This is a genomic window from Sphingomonas horti (assembly GCF_009753715.1).
Lineage (GTDB): Bacteria > Pseudomonadota > Alphaproteobacteria > Sphingomonadales > Sphingomonadaceae > Sphingomonas_B > Sphingomonas_B horti.
Genome location: NZ_WQMS01000016.1, coordinates 375,298 through 390,953, shown reverse-complemented (window position 1 = coordinate 390,953; position 15,656 = coordinate 375,298). Strand labels below are relative to the sequence as shown.

The 15,656-nt window shown below is 66.6% G+C and carries 15 protein-coding genes and 1 tRNA gene; 9 read left to right on the top strand and 7 right to left on the bottom strand.

From position 1 onward, the window contains the following. Window positions 1–90: 90 nt before the first annotated feature. Together hslU and hslV are read right to left on the bottom strand one after the other, a co-directional pair. Window positions 91–1,392 carry an ATP-dependent protease ATPase subunit HslU gene (hslU, locus tag GON01_RS14785; protein ID WP_157028114.1) on the bottom strand — a complete coding sequence of 434 codons (1,302 nt, stop codon included), beginning with the start codon at window positions 1,390–1,392 and terminating at the stop codon, window positions 91–93. A gap of 114 nt (window positions 1,393–1,506) precedes the next feature. Next, window positions 1,507–2,070 carry an ATP-dependent protease subunit HslV gene (gene hslV, locus GON01_RS14780; protein WP_157028113.1) on the bottom strand — a complete coding sequence of 188 codons (564 nt, stop codon included), beginning with the start codon at window positions 2,068–2,070 and terminating at the stop codon, window positions 1,507–1,509. An 82-nt stretch (window positions 2,071–2,152) separates the two neighbouring features. Here hslV and GON01_RS14775 point away from each other — a divergent pair, with 82 nt between their 5' ends. The 3 genes from GON01_RS14775 to GON01_RS14765 all read left to right on the top strand — a co-directional run bounded on the left by GON01_RS14775 (window position 2,153) and on the right by GON01_RS14765 (window position 4,952). Continuing rightward, window positions 2,153–2,794 carry a Yip1 family protein gene (locus tag GON01_RS14775; RefSeq protein ID WP_157028112.1) on the top strand — a complete coding sequence of 214 codons (642 nt, stop codon included), beginning with the start codon at window positions 2,153–2,155 and terminating at the stop codon, window positions 2,792–2,794. 69 nt (window positions 2,795–2,863) lie between these two features. Next, a complete protein-coding gene (locus GON01_RS14770) occupies window positions 2,864–4,132 on the top strand; it encodes a NupC/NupG family nucleoside CNT transporter (RefSeq protein ID WP_157028111.1) in 1,269 nt (422 codons plus the stop codon). Between the two features lie 49 nt (window positions 4,133–4,181). Beyond that, window positions 4,182–4,952 carry a MerR family transcriptional regulator gene (locus GON01_RS14765; protein ID WP_157028110.1) on the top strand — a complete coding sequence of 257 codons (771 nt, stop codon included), beginning with the start codon at window positions 4,182–4,184 and terminating at the stop codon, window positions 4,950–4,952. On the opposite strand, the gene GON01_RS14760 is transcribed toward GON01_RS14765, so the two are convergent. Next, window positions 4,949–5,797 carry a helix-turn-helix transcriptional regulator gene (locus GON01_RS14760; protein ID WP_157028109.1) on the bottom strand — a complete coding sequence of 283 codons (849 nt, stop codon included), beginning with the start codon at window positions 5,795–5,797 and terminating at the stop codon, window positions 4,949–4,951. The genes GON01_RS14765 and GON01_RS14760 overlap by 4 nt on opposite strands. A gap of 194 nt (window positions 5,798–5,991) precedes the next feature. Then, window positions 5,992–7,377, bottom strand: a complete 1,386-nt coding sequence (locus GON01_RS14755) for a sensor histidine kinase (protein WP_157028108.1) — start codon at window positions 7,375–7,377, stop codon at window positions 5,992–5,994. A 101-nt stretch (window positions 7,378–7,478) separates the two neighbouring features. Here GON01_RS14755 and GON01_RS14750 point away from each other — a divergent pair, with 101 nt between their 5' ends. The 3 genes from GON01_RS14750 (at window position 7,479) to GON01_RS14740 (ending at window position 9,998) form a co-directional block, all read left to right on the top strand. After that, on the top strand, window positions 7,479–8,723 hold the full coding sequence (locus GON01_RS14750; protein ID WP_157028107.1) for a threonine ammonia-lyase: 1,245 nt from the start codon (window positions 7,479–7,481) through the stop codon (window positions 8,721–8,723). 98 nt (window positions 8,724–8,821) lie between these two features. After that, a complete protein-coding gene (locus tag GON01_RS14745; RefSeq protein WP_181600000.1) occupies window positions 8,822–9,577 on the top strand; it encodes an arginyltransferase in 756 nt (251 codons plus the stop codon). A gap of 202 nt (window positions 9,578–9,779) precedes the next feature. After that, complete coding sequence (locus GON01_RS14740; protein ID WP_157028105.1) at window positions 9,780–9,998, top strand: hypothetical protein; 219 nt, start codon at window positions 9,780–9,782, stop codon at window positions 9,996–9,998. 92 nt (window positions 9,999–10,090) lie between these two features. Here GON01_RS14740 and ctrA read toward each other — a convergent pair whose 3' ends face one another. Both ctrA and GON01_RS14730 read right to left on the bottom strand, forming a co-directional pair. Beyond that, entirely contained in the window at window positions 10,091–10,798 is a 708-nt protein-coding gene (gene ctrA / locus GON01_RS14735) for a response regulator transcription factor CtrA (RefSeq protein WP_157028104.1), read from the bottom strand. Window positions 10,799–11,031: 233 nt separating this feature from the next. Continuing rightward, window positions 11,032–11,107 (bottom strand) — tRNA-Ala (locus GON01_RS14730). A 199-nt stretch (window positions 11,108–11,306) separates the two neighbouring features. Here GON01_RS14730 and GON01_RS14725 point away from each other — a divergent pair. Together GON01_RS14725 and GON01_RS14720 are read left to right on the top strand one after the other, a co-directional pair. Then, entirely contained in the window at window positions 11,307–12,305 is a 999-nt protein-coding gene (locus tag GON01_RS14725) for a DUF2171 domain-containing protein (RefSeq protein WP_157028103.1), read from the top strand. An 86-nt stretch (window positions 12,306–12,391) separates the two neighbouring features. Next, entirely contained in the window at window positions 12,392–13,381 is a 990-nt protein-coding gene (locus GON01_RS14720) for an NADP-dependent oxidoreductase (protein WP_157028102.1), read from the top strand. 165 nt (window positions 13,382–13,546) lie between these two features. Here the strand turns inward: GON01_RS14720 and ypfJ are convergent, their stop codons facing one another. Further along, window positions 13,547–14,434 carry a KPN_02809 family neutral zinc metallopeptidase gene (gene ypfJ, locus GON01_RS14715; protein ID WP_157028101.1) on the bottom strand — a complete coding sequence of 296 codons (888 nt, stop codon included), beginning with the start codon at window positions 14,432–14,434 and terminating at the stop codon, window positions 13,547–13,549. 80 nt (window positions 14,435–14,514) lie between these two features. Between ypfJ and GON01_RS14710 the strand changes: the two genes are divergently transcribed. Further along, complete coding sequence (locus tag GON01_RS14710) at window positions 14,515–15,648, top strand: DUF3734 domain-containing protein (RefSeq protein ID WP_157028100.1); 1,134 nt, start codon at window positions 14,515–14,517, stop codon at window positions 15,646–15,648. Window positions 15,649–15,656: the final 8 nt, after the last annotated feature.

Here is a 15,656-nt window from a genome sequence, read left to right as displayed (position 1 = left end):
CGGAGGGTTTTCACTTCGCGCTTCGCGCTCAGCCCCTCCACCATGCTTCGCATGGTCCCCCTCCCCTCAGCAGAGCTGAGGGGAGGATCCTTAAAGCACGTATTTCGACAGATCCGTATCCCGCGCGATGTCGCTGAGCTGCGCGTCGACATAGGCGCGGTCGATCACCAGCTTCTCGCCCTTGCGATCCTCGGCGTCGAAGCTGACCTGCTCCAGCAGCTTTTCCATCACCGTCTGCAACCGGCGGGCGCCGATATTCTCGACCTGCCCGTTCACTTCGGCGGCGATGCGGGCGACGGCGGCGATGCCGTCATCGGTGAAGTCGATCTCGACGCCTTCGGTGGCGATCAGCGCCTTGTACTGCTGCGGCAGCGAAGCCTTGGTGTCGGTCAGGATGCGGACAAAGTCCTCCTCGGTCAGCGCCTTCAGCTCGACGCGGATCGGCAGGCGGCCCTGCAGCTCGGGCAGCAGGTCGCTGGGCTTGGCGACATGGAAGGCGCCCGACGCGATGAACAGGATATGGTCGGTCTTCATCGGCCCGTATTTGGTCGCGACCGTGGTGCCCTCGATCAGCGGCAGCAGGTCGCGCTGGACGCCCTCGCGGCTGACCGAGCCGCCGCGCACGTCGCTGACTGCGATCTTGTCGATCTCGTCGAGGAAGACGATGCCGTTGGCTTCCGCATCGGCGAGGGCCTGGCGGCTCACCTCGTCCTGGTCGAGGCGCTTGTCGGCCTCCTCCTCAAGCAGCTTTTCCCAGGCGGCGCGGACGTTGATCTTGCGCTTCTTGGTCTGGCCGCCGCCGAGCGCCTTCGACATCATGTCGCTCAAGTTGATCATGCCGACCTGGCCGTTCATGCCGGGGATGTCGAACGGCATCTGCGGCTGGTGGGCAAGCTCGACCTCGATTTCCTTGTCGTCGAGCACGCCTTCCTGAAAGCGCTCGCGGAAAGCGGCGCGGGTCGCTTCGCTCGACCCCTTGCCGGTCAGCGCATCGAGCAGCCGGTCCATCGCCGCGGCCTCGGCCTTGTCCATCACGGCGGCGCGGCGGCGCTCCTTCTCCAGCCGGATCGCTTCCTCGACCAGGTCGCGGGCGATCTGCTCGACGTCACGGCCGACATACCCCACTTCGGTGAACTTGGTCGCCTCGACCTTCACGAACGGCGCGTCGGCGAGCCTGGCGAGACGCCGGCTGATCTCCGTCTTGCCGCAGCCGGTGGGGCCGATCATCAGGATGTTCTTGGGCGTAACTTCGTCGCGCAAGGACGGCTCCAGTTTCTGCCGGCGCCAGCGGTTGCGCAGCGCCACCGCAACGGCGCGCTTGGCTTCGGTCTGTCCGATGATGTGTTCGTCGAGCGAGGCGACGATGGCTTTGGGGGTAAGGGAGTCGTTCATTTCGTCTCTTCTCCCCTCCCGCTTGCGGGAGGGGTCGGGGGAGGGATTGGTGGAACGAGAGGCGTTGAGGAGGCCAGGCCCTCCCCTAACCCCTCCCGCGAGCGGGAGGGGAATTCAGCTCGCGCTCTCCAGGCTTTCGATCGTCAGCTGGTCGTTGGTATAGACGCAGATGTCGGCAGCGACGGCCATGGCCTTGCGCGCGAGCGTTTCGGCGTCGGGCTCATATTCGGCGAGCGCACGCGCGGCGGCCAGCGCATAATTGCCGCCGGACCCGATCGCCGCGATGCCGTTCACCGGCTCCAGCACGTCGCCATTGCCGGTCAGGATCAAGGTCACGTCCTTGTCGGCGACGATCATCAATGCCTCGAGGTTGCGCAGATATTTGTCGGTGCGCCAGTCCTTCGCCAGCTCGACCGCTGCGCGCAGCAGCTGGCCGTGGTGCTGCTCAAGCTTGCGCTCCAGCCGCTCGAACAAGGTGAAGGCGTCGGCGGTCGCGCCGGCGAAGCCGCCGATCACCGATCCGTCGCCGAGCTTCCGAACCTTGCGCGCATTGGGCTTCATCACTGTCTGGCCCATCGACACCTGGCCGTCGCCGATGATGACGACCTTGTTGTTCCGTCGGACCGAAAGAATCGTGGTGCCGTGCCATTGCGGCAGGCCATGCTCATTCCCGCTCATGGCCGGCGATATGGGACGGCGGTTGCGCGGGCGCAACGGCGGGCGCATGATCCGGCCCGGGACAAAGAAGAGGGGATCTGGAATGAGTGCCGAGCTTCCGCAGCCTTCGACCACCTCGCTTGCCGACCGCGTCAAGAACATCCTGATCCAGCCCAAGGACGAATGGGGCCGCATCGACGCGGAGCCTGCGACCGTCGCGGGCATCTACAAATCCTACGTCGTGCCGCTGGCCGCGATCGGGCCGGTGGCCGGGCTGATCGGCATGACCGTGTTCGGCGTCCGCGTCTTCGGCCTGAGCTATCGCCCGAGCTTCGGCGCGACGCTGTCGACCGCGGTCGCGGGTTATATCGCGGCGCTGATCGGCGTCTATGTGCTGGCGATGATCCTGAACGCGCTCGCGCCCAATTTCGGCGGGCAGAAGAGCGAGGTCCAGGCGATGAAGGTGGCCGCTTATTCCTGCACCGCCTCGTGGGTCGCCGGCATCTTCCAGCTGATCCCGGCGCTGGCGTGGCTCGCGATCCTGGGCCTCTACAGCCTCTATCTGCTGTGGCTCGGCGCCCCGCGGCTGATGCGGGTGCCGCAGGACAAGGCGGCGACCTACACGATCGTGACGATCGTCGCCGCGATCGTGCTGTTCTTCCTGGTCGGCCTCGTCGCGAGCAGCGTCACGTCGATGTTCATGCCGCGCATGCCTTTGCCCGGCGGAACGTTGAGCGTCGGCTGAGTTTTTCCGCTTTCCCCACGCGGCGCGGCGTGTATCGTCCGCCCGCCGTTTGGGGAACGACTCACTAACATGAACCGAATTCTGATTGGATTGACCGGCATCGCGGTCATCCTGGGCCTCGCGCTGTTGCTGTCGACCAACCGCCGGGCGATCCGGCTGCGCGTGGTCGTCCCCGCCTTCGCGCTGCAGGCGGGCTTCGCATTGCTGGTGCTGGGGACCAGCTGGGGCCGCGACGTGATCGGCGCCATGTCGCGCGGCGTCTCCAACCTGCTCGGCTATGCCAAGGCCGGCACCGACTTCATCTTCGGCCCGCTCGCGTCTCCGGAGATGGGCGCGAACAGCTTCGCGATCGCGGCGCTGCCGGTGATCATCTTCTTCGCCTCGCTGATCTCGATCCTCTATTATCTGGGCGTGATGCAGTTCATCATCCGCTGGGTCGGCGGCGCGATCCGGCTGGTCACGGGCATCACTCGCGTCGAGAGCCTCGGCTCGGCCGCGAACATCTTCGTCGGCCAGTCCGAAAGCCCGCTGGTGATCCGCCCCTATCTGGCAAGCCTGACGCCGTCGCAGCTGTTCTGCATGATGACGGTCGGCATGGCTGGCGTCGCGGGCACGATCCTGGGCGCCTATGCGTCGATGATCGGCGCGCAACTGCTGCCTTACCTGCTCGCCGCGAGCTTCATGTCCGCGCCGGGCGGCGTGCTGATGGCCAAGATCATCATGCCCGACGAGATCGCGACGCCGGAACCGGATGAGGTGGTCGACGCCGAAAGCGCCGGCGAAGAGGTTGCTCTCGCCGAGGCCACGCATGACGAGGAGCGGCCGGCGAACATCATCATGGCGGCGGCACAGGGCGCGCAGACCGGCGTCAAGCTGGCCGTCGCCGTGGGTGCGATGGTGCTGGCGTTCGTCGCGCTGGTGGCGCTCGCCAACGGGCTGCTCGGCGGAATCGGCGCCTGGCTCGGCTATCCGGAGCTGTCGTTCCAGATGCTGCTGGGTCTCGTTTTCCGGCCGATCATGGTGCTGCTGAACGTGCCGTGGGACGAAGCGGGCATCGCCGGCGGCCTGTTCGGTACCAAGATGGTGCTGAACGAGTTCGTCGCCTTTATCGAGCTCGGCAAGGTGCAGGCCACGCTTTCGCCGCAGACGGTGGCGGTCGTCACGTTCGCGCTGTGCGGTTTCGCGAACTTCAGCTCGATCGCGATACAGATGGCGGTGACCGGCGGCCTTGCCCCCAACCAGCGCCCGGTGATCGCCCGGCTGGGCCTGCGCGCGCTGGCCGCCGGCTCCCTCTCCAACCTGATGAGCGCGGCGCTGGCGGGACTGCTGGTCGGCTGAGCCAGACCTCTTGCGCTTGACGTTACGTCAAGCGCTACAGCGATTCGCGATGGATGCGATCGACATATCGGAGGTGGCGCGGCGGACCGGGCTGACGCCGCGGGCTCTGCGCTTCTACGAGGCACGCGGGCTGGTGCGGCCGTTGCGCACGGGAGCCGGACGCAGGCTCTACGGCCCGGGCGAGTTGGCGCGGCTTCATGCCATGGTAGCGCTGAAGCGCGCCGGGTTCCCGCTGTCGGCGATCGGCCGGATGCTGGCGGGACGCGACCTCGACCTGGGGCGGCTGGTCGCGGCACAATTGGAGGAGCTCGACGCCCGCGCCGCCGAACTGGCCGAAGCGCGCACGCTGCTCCTCACCGTTCAGTCCCGCATCGATCGCGGCGAGCCGATCGACGTCGCGACCTTCTGCTCGCTGATCCGAACCGGAGAAGGTCATATGGAAGAGCAACGCTGGAAGAACGTCACCGACCGCTATTTCACTCCCGAGCAGAAGGCGGATTTCGCGAAGCAGATGGCCCAGCTGCCGCTGGGCTTCGACCAAACGGACTATTCCGCAAAATGGAAGGATCTGGGCGGGCGCATCAAGGCGGCGCTGCCGCTCGACCCGCGCTCGGACCAGGCCCGCGCGTTCCTGGCCGAATGGAAGACGCTGCTGGCGCCGTTCACTCAGGTCGCGACCCCGGAGATGCAGGCCGGCGTATCCAAGATGTACGAACGGATGGACGAATGGCAGGGCGAGGCCGATCCCGGCTTCGACAAGCAGGTGTTCGACTTCATCCGCGAAGTCGGCCGCGCGAACGGCGGCGCCTGCGGAGCCTAGGCCTCGGCGACCAGCGGGGCGACCTGACCGGCGAACTCGGTGCGCTTCATCGTCAGGCGCGTAAGTTCATTCAGGTCGCCCTGGATACGCGTCGGCGTTACGCCGGTGAAGCGCTTGATCTCGCGGATGCAGTGCGACTGGTCGTAAAAGCCCTGCTCCAGCAACTCCGGAATCCCGGCCTCGCGCTTGGCGAGGACGACTGCCGCCCGAAGCGCGCGATACTTCCGCGACAACAGCTTGGGCGGGGCGCCGTAGAGCCGCTTGCAAAGCCGTTCGACCTGGCGGCGCGACAATCGCGTGGCGGCGACCAGATCGTCGACTTCGGGGCTGAGCGTCGATTGCAGCCAAGTGTCGACCGCGCGGGTGAACCAGCGCGACTGGCCATGGCCGCGGGCCACCAGGTCGCGGACCAGCGCGTTGCCGATCGCGACTCGCTCATCTAGCGAATCGGTTGCCCGCAGCCGATCGGCAACGTCGTGCAATTCGCGCCCGAACAGCTCGGTCGCGTCGATCACCCGGTTGGTCAGCGACGAGGCGTCGGTGGCGATCATCGCGCCCCATCCGGCGGGCAGCAGGCCCGCGCCGAAGACCTCGGCCGGTCCGTCGACCCAGACATGAGTGACGCCCATCGTCGGGCCGACGATCTGGATCTCGGGTCCGCCCTGGACATGACCATCCGCGAATCGGTAGCCGCCCGATCCTTTCAGCATGAAACGAAGCTGGGCGAGGTCGGCGCGATCGTCGTCCTCGAATCGCGGCACGTCGGCCCGGAAGTTGTAGAAGACGGACACATAGTCCGTCAGCGCCGCATCGGGTGCGGCATAGTCGAGGGAAACCGCGACCATCGATGCGCCCCTGTTTTATCTGGGCCACAGCATAGCCGATTGCATGGCGTCAAAAAAGTGGCCCGGCGGGAACAAGTCCAGCCGGACCTTAAGGTCAAGAACCCCCAAATCTTTCGGGAGCCCTTCGGGTCGCGAGGTTTGGATACCGTATTGGCCGCAGAGTCGGATAGGACAGAATCGACACGACGGCAGGTTTAACTGCCGATGAACCAATCCTTTGCGACCGGCGCGTCGATCGTGCAGCAAAGGCCGGCGGGCGCGAAATCGAGCTTGACGCTGCCGACCAATTCGCTCGCGAGCGCCCGTTCCAGCATCATCGAGCCGAACCCGCGGCGTCGCGGCGGCGCGACCCGAGGGCCGCCTGTTTCCGTCCAGACCAGCCTCAGCCGGCCATCGTCGATCTTCCAGGATATCGCCACCTGCCCCGAGTCGTTGGACAGCGCCCCATATTTGACTGCGTTGGTGCACAGCTCGTGCACCGCGAGGGCCAGGGTCACAGCCATTTTCGGAGGCACGCGGATGTCGGGCCCACGGAGTTGCAGGCGCCGCCGGTTCGGATCGCACGCCGCCGCGGCCGAGCGGATCACCTCGATGATCGAGGCCGGTTCCCAGCTTTCCCGCGTCAGCAGGTTGTGGGCGGCGGCGAGAGCGGCCAGCCGGCCTTCGAAAGCTTCGCGGCGGGCGCGGTCGCGGCTGCCCGCGAAGCTCTGGTGCGCAAGCGCCTGAACCACCGCCAGCGTGTTCTTCACGCGATGGTTGAGCTCGTGCAGCAGCAGCCTTTGATGCTCCTCGTCGCGCTTGCGGTCGGTGATGTCGAGCGCGACGCCGATGACGCGATCGACGGCACGTCCGCTCGAACGCTGGAACTCGGCACTGACCAGCAGCCAGCGCACTTCGCCCCGGCTCAGCCGGTATCGGACCTCGGCCTGGAAATGCGGCTCCCCCGCCTTCAGCGAGGCGACGGCAGTCCTGGAAAGGCGGTCGAGGTCGTCCGGATCGATTCGCGCGCGAAACTCGTCATAGGCGACGTCGCGCGTCTCGACGAAGCCGAGCAGCCGGTTGAGGTCGCTCGAATGGTGAATGCGGCCGGCGCGGATGTCATATTCCCAGACCGCCATGCGGCCGGCGTCCATCGCCAGACGTAGCCGGAGCTCGCTCGCGCGGAGCGCCTCCTCGACGGCCTTGCTGTGCGTGATGTCGATGCTGGCCGCGAGCACGCCGAACGGCGATCCGTCAGGCTTGCGGATGACCGAGACCGAATTGTCCACCCAGATGATCGACCCGTCGGGGCGCAAATAGCGTTTTTCGATCCGGTACGGCGTGCCGTCGCGCACCGCGGCCTCGAACAGCGGAACATTATCGGCCAGGTGATCGGGATGGGTGATCGACTGCATCGTGATCGCCAGCAGCTCGCTGCGGGAACGGCCGACCATCTCGCAGAAGCGGTCGTTGACGAGGGTGAAGCGGCCGGTCAGGTCGACTTGCGCCAGCCCCGCTGCCGTCTGCGCGAAAATCGCGGCGAGCTCCGCATCCTGCTCGGCAGCAGGCCAGCCCGGACGAGAATCAGCGGTCGACGCCATCGCTGCACTCACACTCTCATCCAGGGAGCGTATCCCAACCTGAACCGCCCCGCCAGCGCTGCGGGAATGACAGCGGCAAGGGCCGGAGCTAAGGGCCGACCATGGCCACCGCAGTTTCGCCCGCGCCCGACACGCTGCCCGTCAGCCTTGCCGACATCCAGACGGCTGCCGCGCGAATCGCCGGCTCAATCGTGCGCACGCCGACGCTGCACAGCCAGACCCTGTCGCAGATGACCGGCGCGCATGTGTGGCTGAAGTTCGAGAACCATCAATTCACCGCCGCCTACAAGGAGCGCGGCGCGCTCAACACGCTGCTGCAGCTGCCGCCCGAGGCGCGCGCGAAGGGCGTGATCGCGGCATCGGCCGGCAACCACGCCCAAGGGCTTGCCTATCATGGACACCGGCTGGGCATCCCGGTCACGATCGTGATGCCGAAGCCGACCCCGACCGTGAAGGTCACCCAGACCGAGAGCCACCAGGCGACCGTGATCCTGGAGGGCGAGACGTTCGACGCCGCCAATGCCCATGCGCGGCGGCTGGAGAAGGAGCGGGGCCTGACCTTCGTCCACCCGTTCGATCATCCCCACATCATTGCCGGCCAGGGCACCGTTGCGCTGGAGATGCTGGCCGACGCGCCGAACATCGACACGCTGCTGATCCCGATCGGCGGCGGCGGCCTGTTCTCGGGCGTGGGCACCGCCGCCCGCGCGCTGAAGCCCGGCATCGAGCTGGTCGGCGTCCAGGCCGAGCTCTACCCGTCGATGTACGCGGCGCTGAAACAGCTCGACATGGAATGCCAGGGCGACACGCTGGCGGAAGGCATCGCGGTCAAGCAGCCCGGGGCCTTAACGTCGCGCTTCGTGGCCGCGTTGGCCGACGACATCCTGCTGGTTTCCGAGCGCGACCTGGAAACGGCGGTCAGCCTGTTGCTGCAGATCGAGAAGACGGTCGTCGAAGGCGCCGGATCGGCCGGGCTGGCGGCGCTGCTGGCCCACCCCGACCGGTTCCGCGGGCGCGAAATCGGGATCGTGCTGTGCGGCGGCAATATCGACACCCGCCTGCTCGCCAACGTGCTGCTGCGCGACCTCGCCCGCTCGGGCCGGCTGGCGCGGCTGCGGGTGCGGCTGCAGGACCGCCCCGGCGCACTGTTCCACGTCGCGCGCATCTTCGACGAGCAGCAGGTCAACATCATCGAAGTCTATCACCAGCGGGTGTTCACCAGCCTGCCGGCCAAGGGGCTGATCACCGACATCGAGTGCGAGACTCGCGACCAGGCGCATCTCGACCGGCTGATAGAGGCGCTGCGCGCGGCGCACTACCAGGTCAGCATGGTCGAGCTCGCCTGACCGAAAAGAAAGTAAACAGGCTTTTCATTGAAGCTCCGGTGACGAATAAGCGTTCATGAGCAAGCGGGGACGCGATTCTCCGCTTGAGAGGGCCGGCCGTGAGCGCACCATTCCGCTTCCCGCGATTTTTCGTGACGAGCCCGAATCCATGCCCCTACCTACCGGGGAAATTCGAGCGGAAGGTGTTCACCGAGCTGAACGGCCCGCACGCCGCCGAGCTGAACGACGCGCTCAGCCGGATCGGCTTCCGGCGCAGCCAGAGCGTCGCCTACCGGCCGAGCTGCCCCGACTGCAACGCCTGCGTGTCAGTCCGCGTGGTCGCCGACGAATTCCGGCCCAGCTCCAGCCAGAAGCGTCTGCTGAAGCGGAACCGCGACCTGGAGGTGACGGCGTGCCGTCCCTGGTCGACCGACGAGCAATTCCAGCTGCTGCGCCGCTATCTCGCGTCGCGGCATCCCGGCGGCGGCATGTCCAACATGGACGAGATGGACTTTGCCGACATGGTCGAGCAGACCCCCGTCCACACTCACATCATCGAATATCGCGAGCCGCGCCAGGGCTTCGCCCCGGGGCGGCTGGTCGGCGCCTGCCTGACCGACCGCCAGGCCGACGGGCTGTCGATGATCTACAGCTTTTACGACGCCGAACATGCCGAGCGACCGGGCCTCGGCAATTTCATCATCATGGACCATATCCTGCGCGCGCGCGCGGCCGGGCTGCCTTACGTCTATCTCGGCTATTGGGTGCGCGGCTCCAAGCGGATGGCCTATAAGGCGCGCTTCACCCCGGTCGAGAAGCTCGCCGCCGAGGGGTGGGTTCGCTTCGAGCCCGAGCCGGCCGAACCCCTGTCCTGACGTCCGGCCCGCAACCGACGAGTTCCGTTCGGCACGGCCGTGGAACAGGATTCCGCATCGCGAGTTGATCTTCAGAGAAACGAGCCGGCTCCCATGATTCTGGTTAATGCCGGGAGAATGAGGGTTAATAGACTTTAGCTATATTCCAGCTGTGGTAAGTTGATGGCCTGTTAAGAGGCGCTCTCGCGTAGTGGAGGTGCTGATGCGTACGGCAACTGTTCATCCGATCGACCTTGCTCATCGCGGGTATCAGGTCGCCTATCATCCCGGAGAGACCAACCATTGCCCCGGTTGTGGGCACAGCAACTGGCTGATCGGCCGCGTCACTGCGCAGTGCGGCTTTTGCGGCACGGCGCTCGCGCTGGCGATGAGCGCCCCGGGCATGTCGCTGAACGACGACTATGTCGCGCTGGCCAGCTGACCGCACCGATACGAGCCCGTTCAGGTCGAGAAGACAAACAAAAGGCCGGCAGGTCGCCCTGCCGGCCTTTGCCGTTTCCCCGCCCGGAAATCTCACGCGGCCGCGGTGACCGGCGCCTGTTCTTCCTGCGGGTCGCGCAGCACATAGCCGCGGCCCCACACCGTCTCGATGTAATTGTCTCCGCCGCACGCCAGGCTCAGCTTCTTGCGCAGCTTGCAGATGAAGACGTCGATGATCTTCAGCTCGGGCTCGTCCATGCCGCCATAGAGGTGGTTCAGGAACATTTCCTTGGTGAGCGTGGTGCCCTTGCGGAGCGACAGCAGCTCCAGCATCGCATATTCCTTGCCGGTCAGGTGCACGCGGGCACCGTCGACCTCGACTGTCTTCGCGTCCAGGTTGACCGCGAGCTTGCCGGTGCGGATGACCGACTGCGAATGGCCCTTGGAGCGGCGCACGACCGCGTGGATGCGGGCGACCAGCTCGTCGCGGTGGAAAGGCTTGGTCACATAATCGTCGGCGCCGAAGCCGAACGAGCGGACCTTGGAATCCATTTCGCTGATCCCCGACAGGATCAGGACCGGCGTCTGGACCTTGGAGGTGCGGAGCTTCTTCAGCACGTCATAGCCGTGCATGTCCGGCAGGTTCAGGTCGAGAAGGATGATGTCGTAGTCATAGAGCTTGCCGAGATCGAGGCCTTCCTCGCCCAGGTCCGTCGAATAGACGTTCAACCCCTCGGCATTCAGCATCATCTCGATCGCTTTTGCGGTCGTCGGCTCGTCTTCGATCAGCAAAACGCGCATAACTGCGGCCCCTCGTCATGTTTGTGCGCGCGGCGACCCCGTGCGCGCCCAAGCGCCTCATTAACCAGTTAACCTTTGAGCTCCAAACGTTAATATCGAGTTAAGTCAGCGCGGTAGCTTTGGCGCGGCAGATCGGCTGCGAAACGTTGCCGATAAGCCACAGACAGCCAACGCGCGACGCCGCGCCCGGGTTCGTTCGTTTCGATCGGGAAGGCTGCCGCAGCAGGGGAAAATGGTGGAGCCGAGGGGGATCGAACCCCTGACCTCGTCATTGCGAACGACGCGCTCTCCCAGCTGAGCTACGGCCCCGCACCATGTCCTTGGCGCCGGCTGGCCGGCGCGAAGCAGGGCCCTTACTCGCGCCTCCCGCGCGATGCAACACGCTTCGTCGCATGGAGCGGGACGGATCGGAACCAAGCCGGGGCGGATGCGCTGATTCGGGCGGAAGGGCGCGGCGGCGCAGGTGCCGCCGCGGCTCATGTGCCTCAATCGAAAGGAGCATCCGGAAATGGCAGATCGGGACGACTATCGCGGCTATGGCAGCCCCAGCGACCGTTATTACGAAGGCCGCGAATATGGCCGGGGCGGCAGCGATCGCGACCGCGATTATGGCCGCCGCGACAATTGGCGCGGCAGCGACCATCGCCGCGACGACGACCGCGGCTTTTTCGAGCGCGCCGGCGACGAGATCCGCTCCTGGTTCAGCGACGACGACGATCGCGGTCGCGACCACCGCGACGACTGGCGTGGCGAGGACCGCAGCTATGGCCGGGCCAATGTGAAGCCGGCGATGCGTGACCGCGAGCGCGACTTCCGCCAGGACGCGAGCGAGCCCTGGGGCGGCGGCGACCGCGGCGGCTGGAGCAGCGACCGCGACTGGCGCGGGCGGCGCGAATCGAGCGGCGGCTATGAAGCGGCCGGCTCGCGCTACGGCGGCACGGGCGATTACCGCACGCGCGGCGGCCGCTACGAGGACCGCGGGGGCTATGGCGGCGGCCGGGCCGGCATGGGCAGCGGCGACTGGCGCGGCCAAGGCTCTTACCCGCATGACGATCATTATCGCGAATGGCGCCGCGAGCAGATGGACGCGCTCGATCGCGACTATGACGAGTATCGCCGCGAGAATCGCGACCGCTTCCACAACGAGTTCTCGAACTGGCGCAGCAATCGCCAGCAGCAGCGCTCCAGCATGCGCAACGTCCGCGAGCATATGGAAGTATGCGGATCGGATGGCGAGCATCTGGGCACGGTCGACAAGGTGGCAGGCGACCGCATCATCCTCACCAAGAGCGATCCGGCGGCGGGCGGCCATCACCACTCGATCCCCTGCTCCTGGATCCAGTCGGTCGACGACAAAGTGACGATCAACAAGACCGCAGACCAGGCCAAGGACCAGTGGCGCGACGAAGAGAACAGGCGGGCCCTGTTCGAAAGCGAGGATCAGCGCCGCGGCGAAGGCGCGCACATGCTGAACCGCAGCTTCTCGGGCACGTACGAAGACCGGTAATCTAAGCTCCTCCCCGAGCAAGCTCGGGGAGGATTTGTTTTGCGGCAGGCCCAGCCTAAGGTGTTCCCAAACACAAGGAGGACATCATGCGCGCCTGGGTGCTGAAATCGCGGCCGAAGGGGTTGCCGCAGACGAGCGACTTCGATCTCGTCGAACTGCCGGACCCGCCGCTGCAGGACGGGCAGCTGCGCGTGCGCAACCTGTGGCTGTCGGTCGACCCGTACATGCGCGGCCGCATGAACGACGTGAAGAGCTACGTCCCGCCATTTCAGCTCGGTGAGCCGATGACCGGCGGCGCTGTCGGCGAAGTGGTCGAGAGCCGCAATCCCGGCTTTGCGCCCGGCGACAAGGTGCTGCACATGGCCGGCTGGCGCGACACCGCGACGATCGGCGCTGAATCGATGCCGCAGAAGCTGCCGCCGGACATGGGCGTCTCCGATGACGTCTGGCTCCACAATCTGGGGCTGACCGGCGGCACCGCCTATTTCGGCCTGCTCCGCACCGCCGAGGCCAAGACGGGCGACATCGTCTTCGTCTCGGCCGCCGCCGGCGCGGTCGGGTCGGCAGTGGTGCAGATCGCCAAGCTGAAAGGCATGACCGTGATCGGCTCGGCCGGCGGCCCGGACAAGGTGGCCTTCGTCAAGGAGCTCGGCGCCGACGCCTGCATCGACTACAAGGCCGGCCCGGTGCTGCCGCAGCTGATGGAAGCGGCGCCCAACGGCATCGACGTCTATTTCGACAATGTCGGCGGCGAGCATCTGGATGCCGCCTTCGCGACGGCCCGCGAGCGCGCCCGCTTCGCGATCTGCGGCATGATCGACGTCTATAACGACGGCAAGCCGCAGGAACTCCGCTACATCATCCGCACGATCCCGACGCGCCTCACCATGCGCGGCTTCATCTGGACCGACTATTTCGCCGAGATCGGCACGTTCCAGCAGGAAATGGGCGCCTGGGTGACAGGCGGGAAGATCAAGGCACGGACCACCGTCCGCGAGGGGCTGGATTCCACGCTGGACGCGTTCCTGGGCCTCTTCAGCGGGGCCAATACCGGCAAGATGCTGGTGAAGCTATAATCCTCCCCTGCTTTGCAGGGGAGGGGGACCGCTCGCCAAAGGCGAGTGGTGGAGGGGCGTCCGCGCAAGCGGGCGATCAGCAGTCCTCCCCCGGCTCAAGGCCGCGGTGCGGCCCCTTCGCCGCGCTTCGCGCGGTCCCCCTCCCCGAGCAAGCTCGGAGAGGATTTAGATCGGGCCGCTGAACGTGTCGCATTGCGCGGGGTCGCCGGTCTGGATCCCCTTGCGCAGCCATGCCATCCGCTGCTCGGCCGTGCCGTGCGTGAAGCTTTCCGGCACCACCCGCCCCTGACTTGCCTGCTGGAGCACGTCATCGCCGATCTGGTGGGCGGCGCGCATCCCTTCCTCGACGTCGCCGGGCTCTAGCCGGTCCTTGTTCGCCGCCGCCCAGACGCCGGCATAGCAATCGGCCTGGAGCTCGACCCGCACCTGGATCGCATTGCCTTCCGCTTCGCCCGAGCGGGCCTGGAGTTCGTGCGCCTGTTCGAGCGTGCCCTGCAGGTCCTGGACGTGATGCCCGACCTCGTGCGCGATCACATAGGCCTGGGCGAAATCGCCGGCCGCGCCGAAGCGCTGCGACAGCTCGCGGTAGAAATCGGTGTCCAGATACACCTTCTTGTCGGTCGGGCAGTAGAACGGCCCCATCGCCGACTGTGCCGCCCCGCAGCCCGACTGGCCGCGGCCGGAATAGAAGATCAGCGTCGTCGGCGTGTAGCGGGCGCCCGATTGCTGGAAGATGCGGCCCCAAGTGTCCTCGGTACTGGCGAGCACCTGGCACGAAAAGCGGCTGGCTGCGTCGACCGAGCAGATCTGCGCCGCGGTCTTGCCGCCCGCCTGTTCCTGCGGAGAGATCGCCTGCTGGCCGCCGCCGCTGCCGAACAGCCCGAGCAGCCAGGCACCGATCAGCACCACCGCGACGCCGCCGATGCCGAAGCGGCTGCCGACCAGGCCGAGGATCAGCCCGAGGCCACCGCCTCCGCCAAACCCGCCGCCGCCGAAGCTCTGCCCGCGCTGGTCGCCGACATTGTCGCTGGTCCGGTAATCGTCGAGCCGCATGTCTTCTCCCTTCCCGCCGTCTCAATGATCGGCCGCGCAATCGGTTGCCCCTGCTTAGCCGGGAAGGTTACGGGAGCGATATGGCGGATGCGGAACCGAGTCGCAGGCGCACGGCAATGCCGTTGCCGGAGCAGGTCGCGCTGGTGTTGCAAGGCGGCGGCGCGCTCGGCTCCTACCAAGCGGGCGTCTATGAGGCGCTCGACGCGCAGGAGATCGAGATCGACCGGATCGCCGGCATCTCGATCGGGGCGGTCAACGCCGCAATCCTGGCCGGCAACCCGCCCGCGCGCCGCGTCGCGCGGTTGCGCGAGTTCTGGGAGCTGGTCACGAGCTGGCTGCCGAGCTTTCCGATCCCCGGCGACGATCACTGGCGCGAGCTGGTGCACGAATGGTCGGCGGCCTTTGTCGCAGTCACCGGCGTGCCGGGCTTCTTCGGCGCGCGATTCGTGCCGCCGATGTTCGCGGCGCCCGGGACACCGGGAGCGCTCAGCTTCTACGACAACTCGATCCTGGCGGAGACGCTCGAGAAGCTGATCGACTGGGAGCTGCTGAACACCGGGCCGGTTCACCTTTCGGTGGGCGCGGTCGAGATCGAGAGCGGCAATTTCCGCTATTTCTCCAACCGCAAGGAGCGGCTGGACGCGCGCCACATCATGGCCTCGGGCGCGCTGCCCCCCGGGCTGCCGCCGGTCGAGATCGACGGAAAGCTCTGGTGGGACGGCGGCATCGTCTCCAACACGCCGCTTTCCGACGTGCTCGACACCCAGACCGAGCCGATGCTGGTGTTCCAGGTCGACCTTTTCCCCGCCGCCGGCCCGGCCCCGCGCACGATCCTCGACGTGTTCGCGCGCGAGAAGGAGATCCGTTACTCCAGCCGCACGCGTCAGGTCAGCGACCAATTGATGAAGCTCCGCAAAGAGCGCGAGCTCGTCCGCCGAGTGCTTCGCAAGCTGCCGGCCGAGCTGAAAAACGATCCCGATGTGGAGGCGCTTCGGGCGCAGGCGGCCGAGCAGCCGGTCAATGTCGTCCAGCTGATCCACCGCGCTTCCGCCTGGGAAAGCGGCTCGCGCGATTACGAATTCTCCGCCCGTTCGATGATGGAGCATTGGACCGCGGGCCACGCCGCCGTCATGGAGACCATCGACCGGTCCGAGCTGCTCGCCCGCAACATCGTCGATGGCCGGACCGCCGCTTTCGACCTCACCCGCAAATAGGAGTTCCG

What these genes read in the sequence shown, in the direction of transcription:
- hslU (WP_157028114.1), bottom strand. Translation starts at nt 1,392, where the DNA reads ATGAACGACTCCCTTACCCCCAAAGCCATCGTCGCCTCGCTCGACGAA.
- hslV (WP_157028113.1), bottom strand. Translation starts at nt 2,070, where the DNA reads ATGAGCGGGAATGAGCATGGCCTGCCGCAATGGCACGGCACCACGATT.
- GON01_RS14775 (WP_157028112.1), top strand. Translation starts at nt 2,153, where the DNA reads ATGAGTGCCGAGCTTCCGCAGCCTTCGACCACCTCGCTTGCCGACCGC.
- GON01_RS14770 (WP_157028111.1), top strand. Translation starts at nt 2,864, where the DNA reads ATGAACCGAATTCTGATTGGATTGACCGGCATCGCGGTCATCCTGGGC.
- GON01_RS14765 (WP_157028110.1), top strand. Translation starts at nt 4,182, where the DNA reads ATGGATGCGATCGACATATCGGAGGTGGCGCGGCGGACCGGGCTGACG.
- GON01_RS14760 (WP_157028109.1), bottom strand. Translation starts at nt 5,797, where the DNA reads ATGGTCGCGGTTTCCCTCGACTATGCCGCACCCGATGCGGCGCTGACG.
- GON01_RS14755 (WP_157028108.1), bottom strand. Translation starts at nt 7,377, where the DNA reads ATGGCGTCGACCGCTGATTCTCGTCCGGGCTGGCCTGCTGCCGAGCAG.
- GON01_RS14750 (WP_157028107.1), top strand. Translation starts at nt 7,479, where the DNA reads ATGGCCACCGCAGTTTCGCCCGCGCCCGACACGCTGCCCGTCAGCCTT.
- GON01_RS14740 (WP_157028105.1), top strand. Translation starts at nt 9,780, where the DNA reads ATGCGTACGGCAACTGTTCATCCGATCGACCTTGCTCATCGCGGGTAT.
- ctrA (WP_157028104.1), bottom strand. Translation starts at nt 10,798, where the DNA reads ATGCGCGTTTTGCTGATCGAAGACGAGCCGACGACCGCAAAAGCGATC.
- GON01_RS14725 (WP_157028103.1), top strand. Translation starts at nt 11,307, where the DNA reads ATGGCAGATCGGGACGACTATCGCGGCTATGGCAGCCCCAGCGACCGT.
- GON01_RS14720 (WP_157028102.1), top strand. Translation starts at nt 12,392, where the DNA reads ATGCGCGCCTGGGTGCTGAAATCGCGGCCGAAGGGGTTGCCGCAGACG.
- ypfJ (WP_157028101.1), bottom strand. Translation starts at nt 14,434, where the DNA reads ATGCGGCTCGACGATTACCGGACCAGCGACAATGTCGGCGACCAGCGC.
- GON01_RS14710 (WP_157028100.1), top strand. Translation starts at nt 14,515, where the DNA reads ATGGCGGATGCGGAACCGAGTCGCAGGCGCACGGCAATGCCGTTGCCG.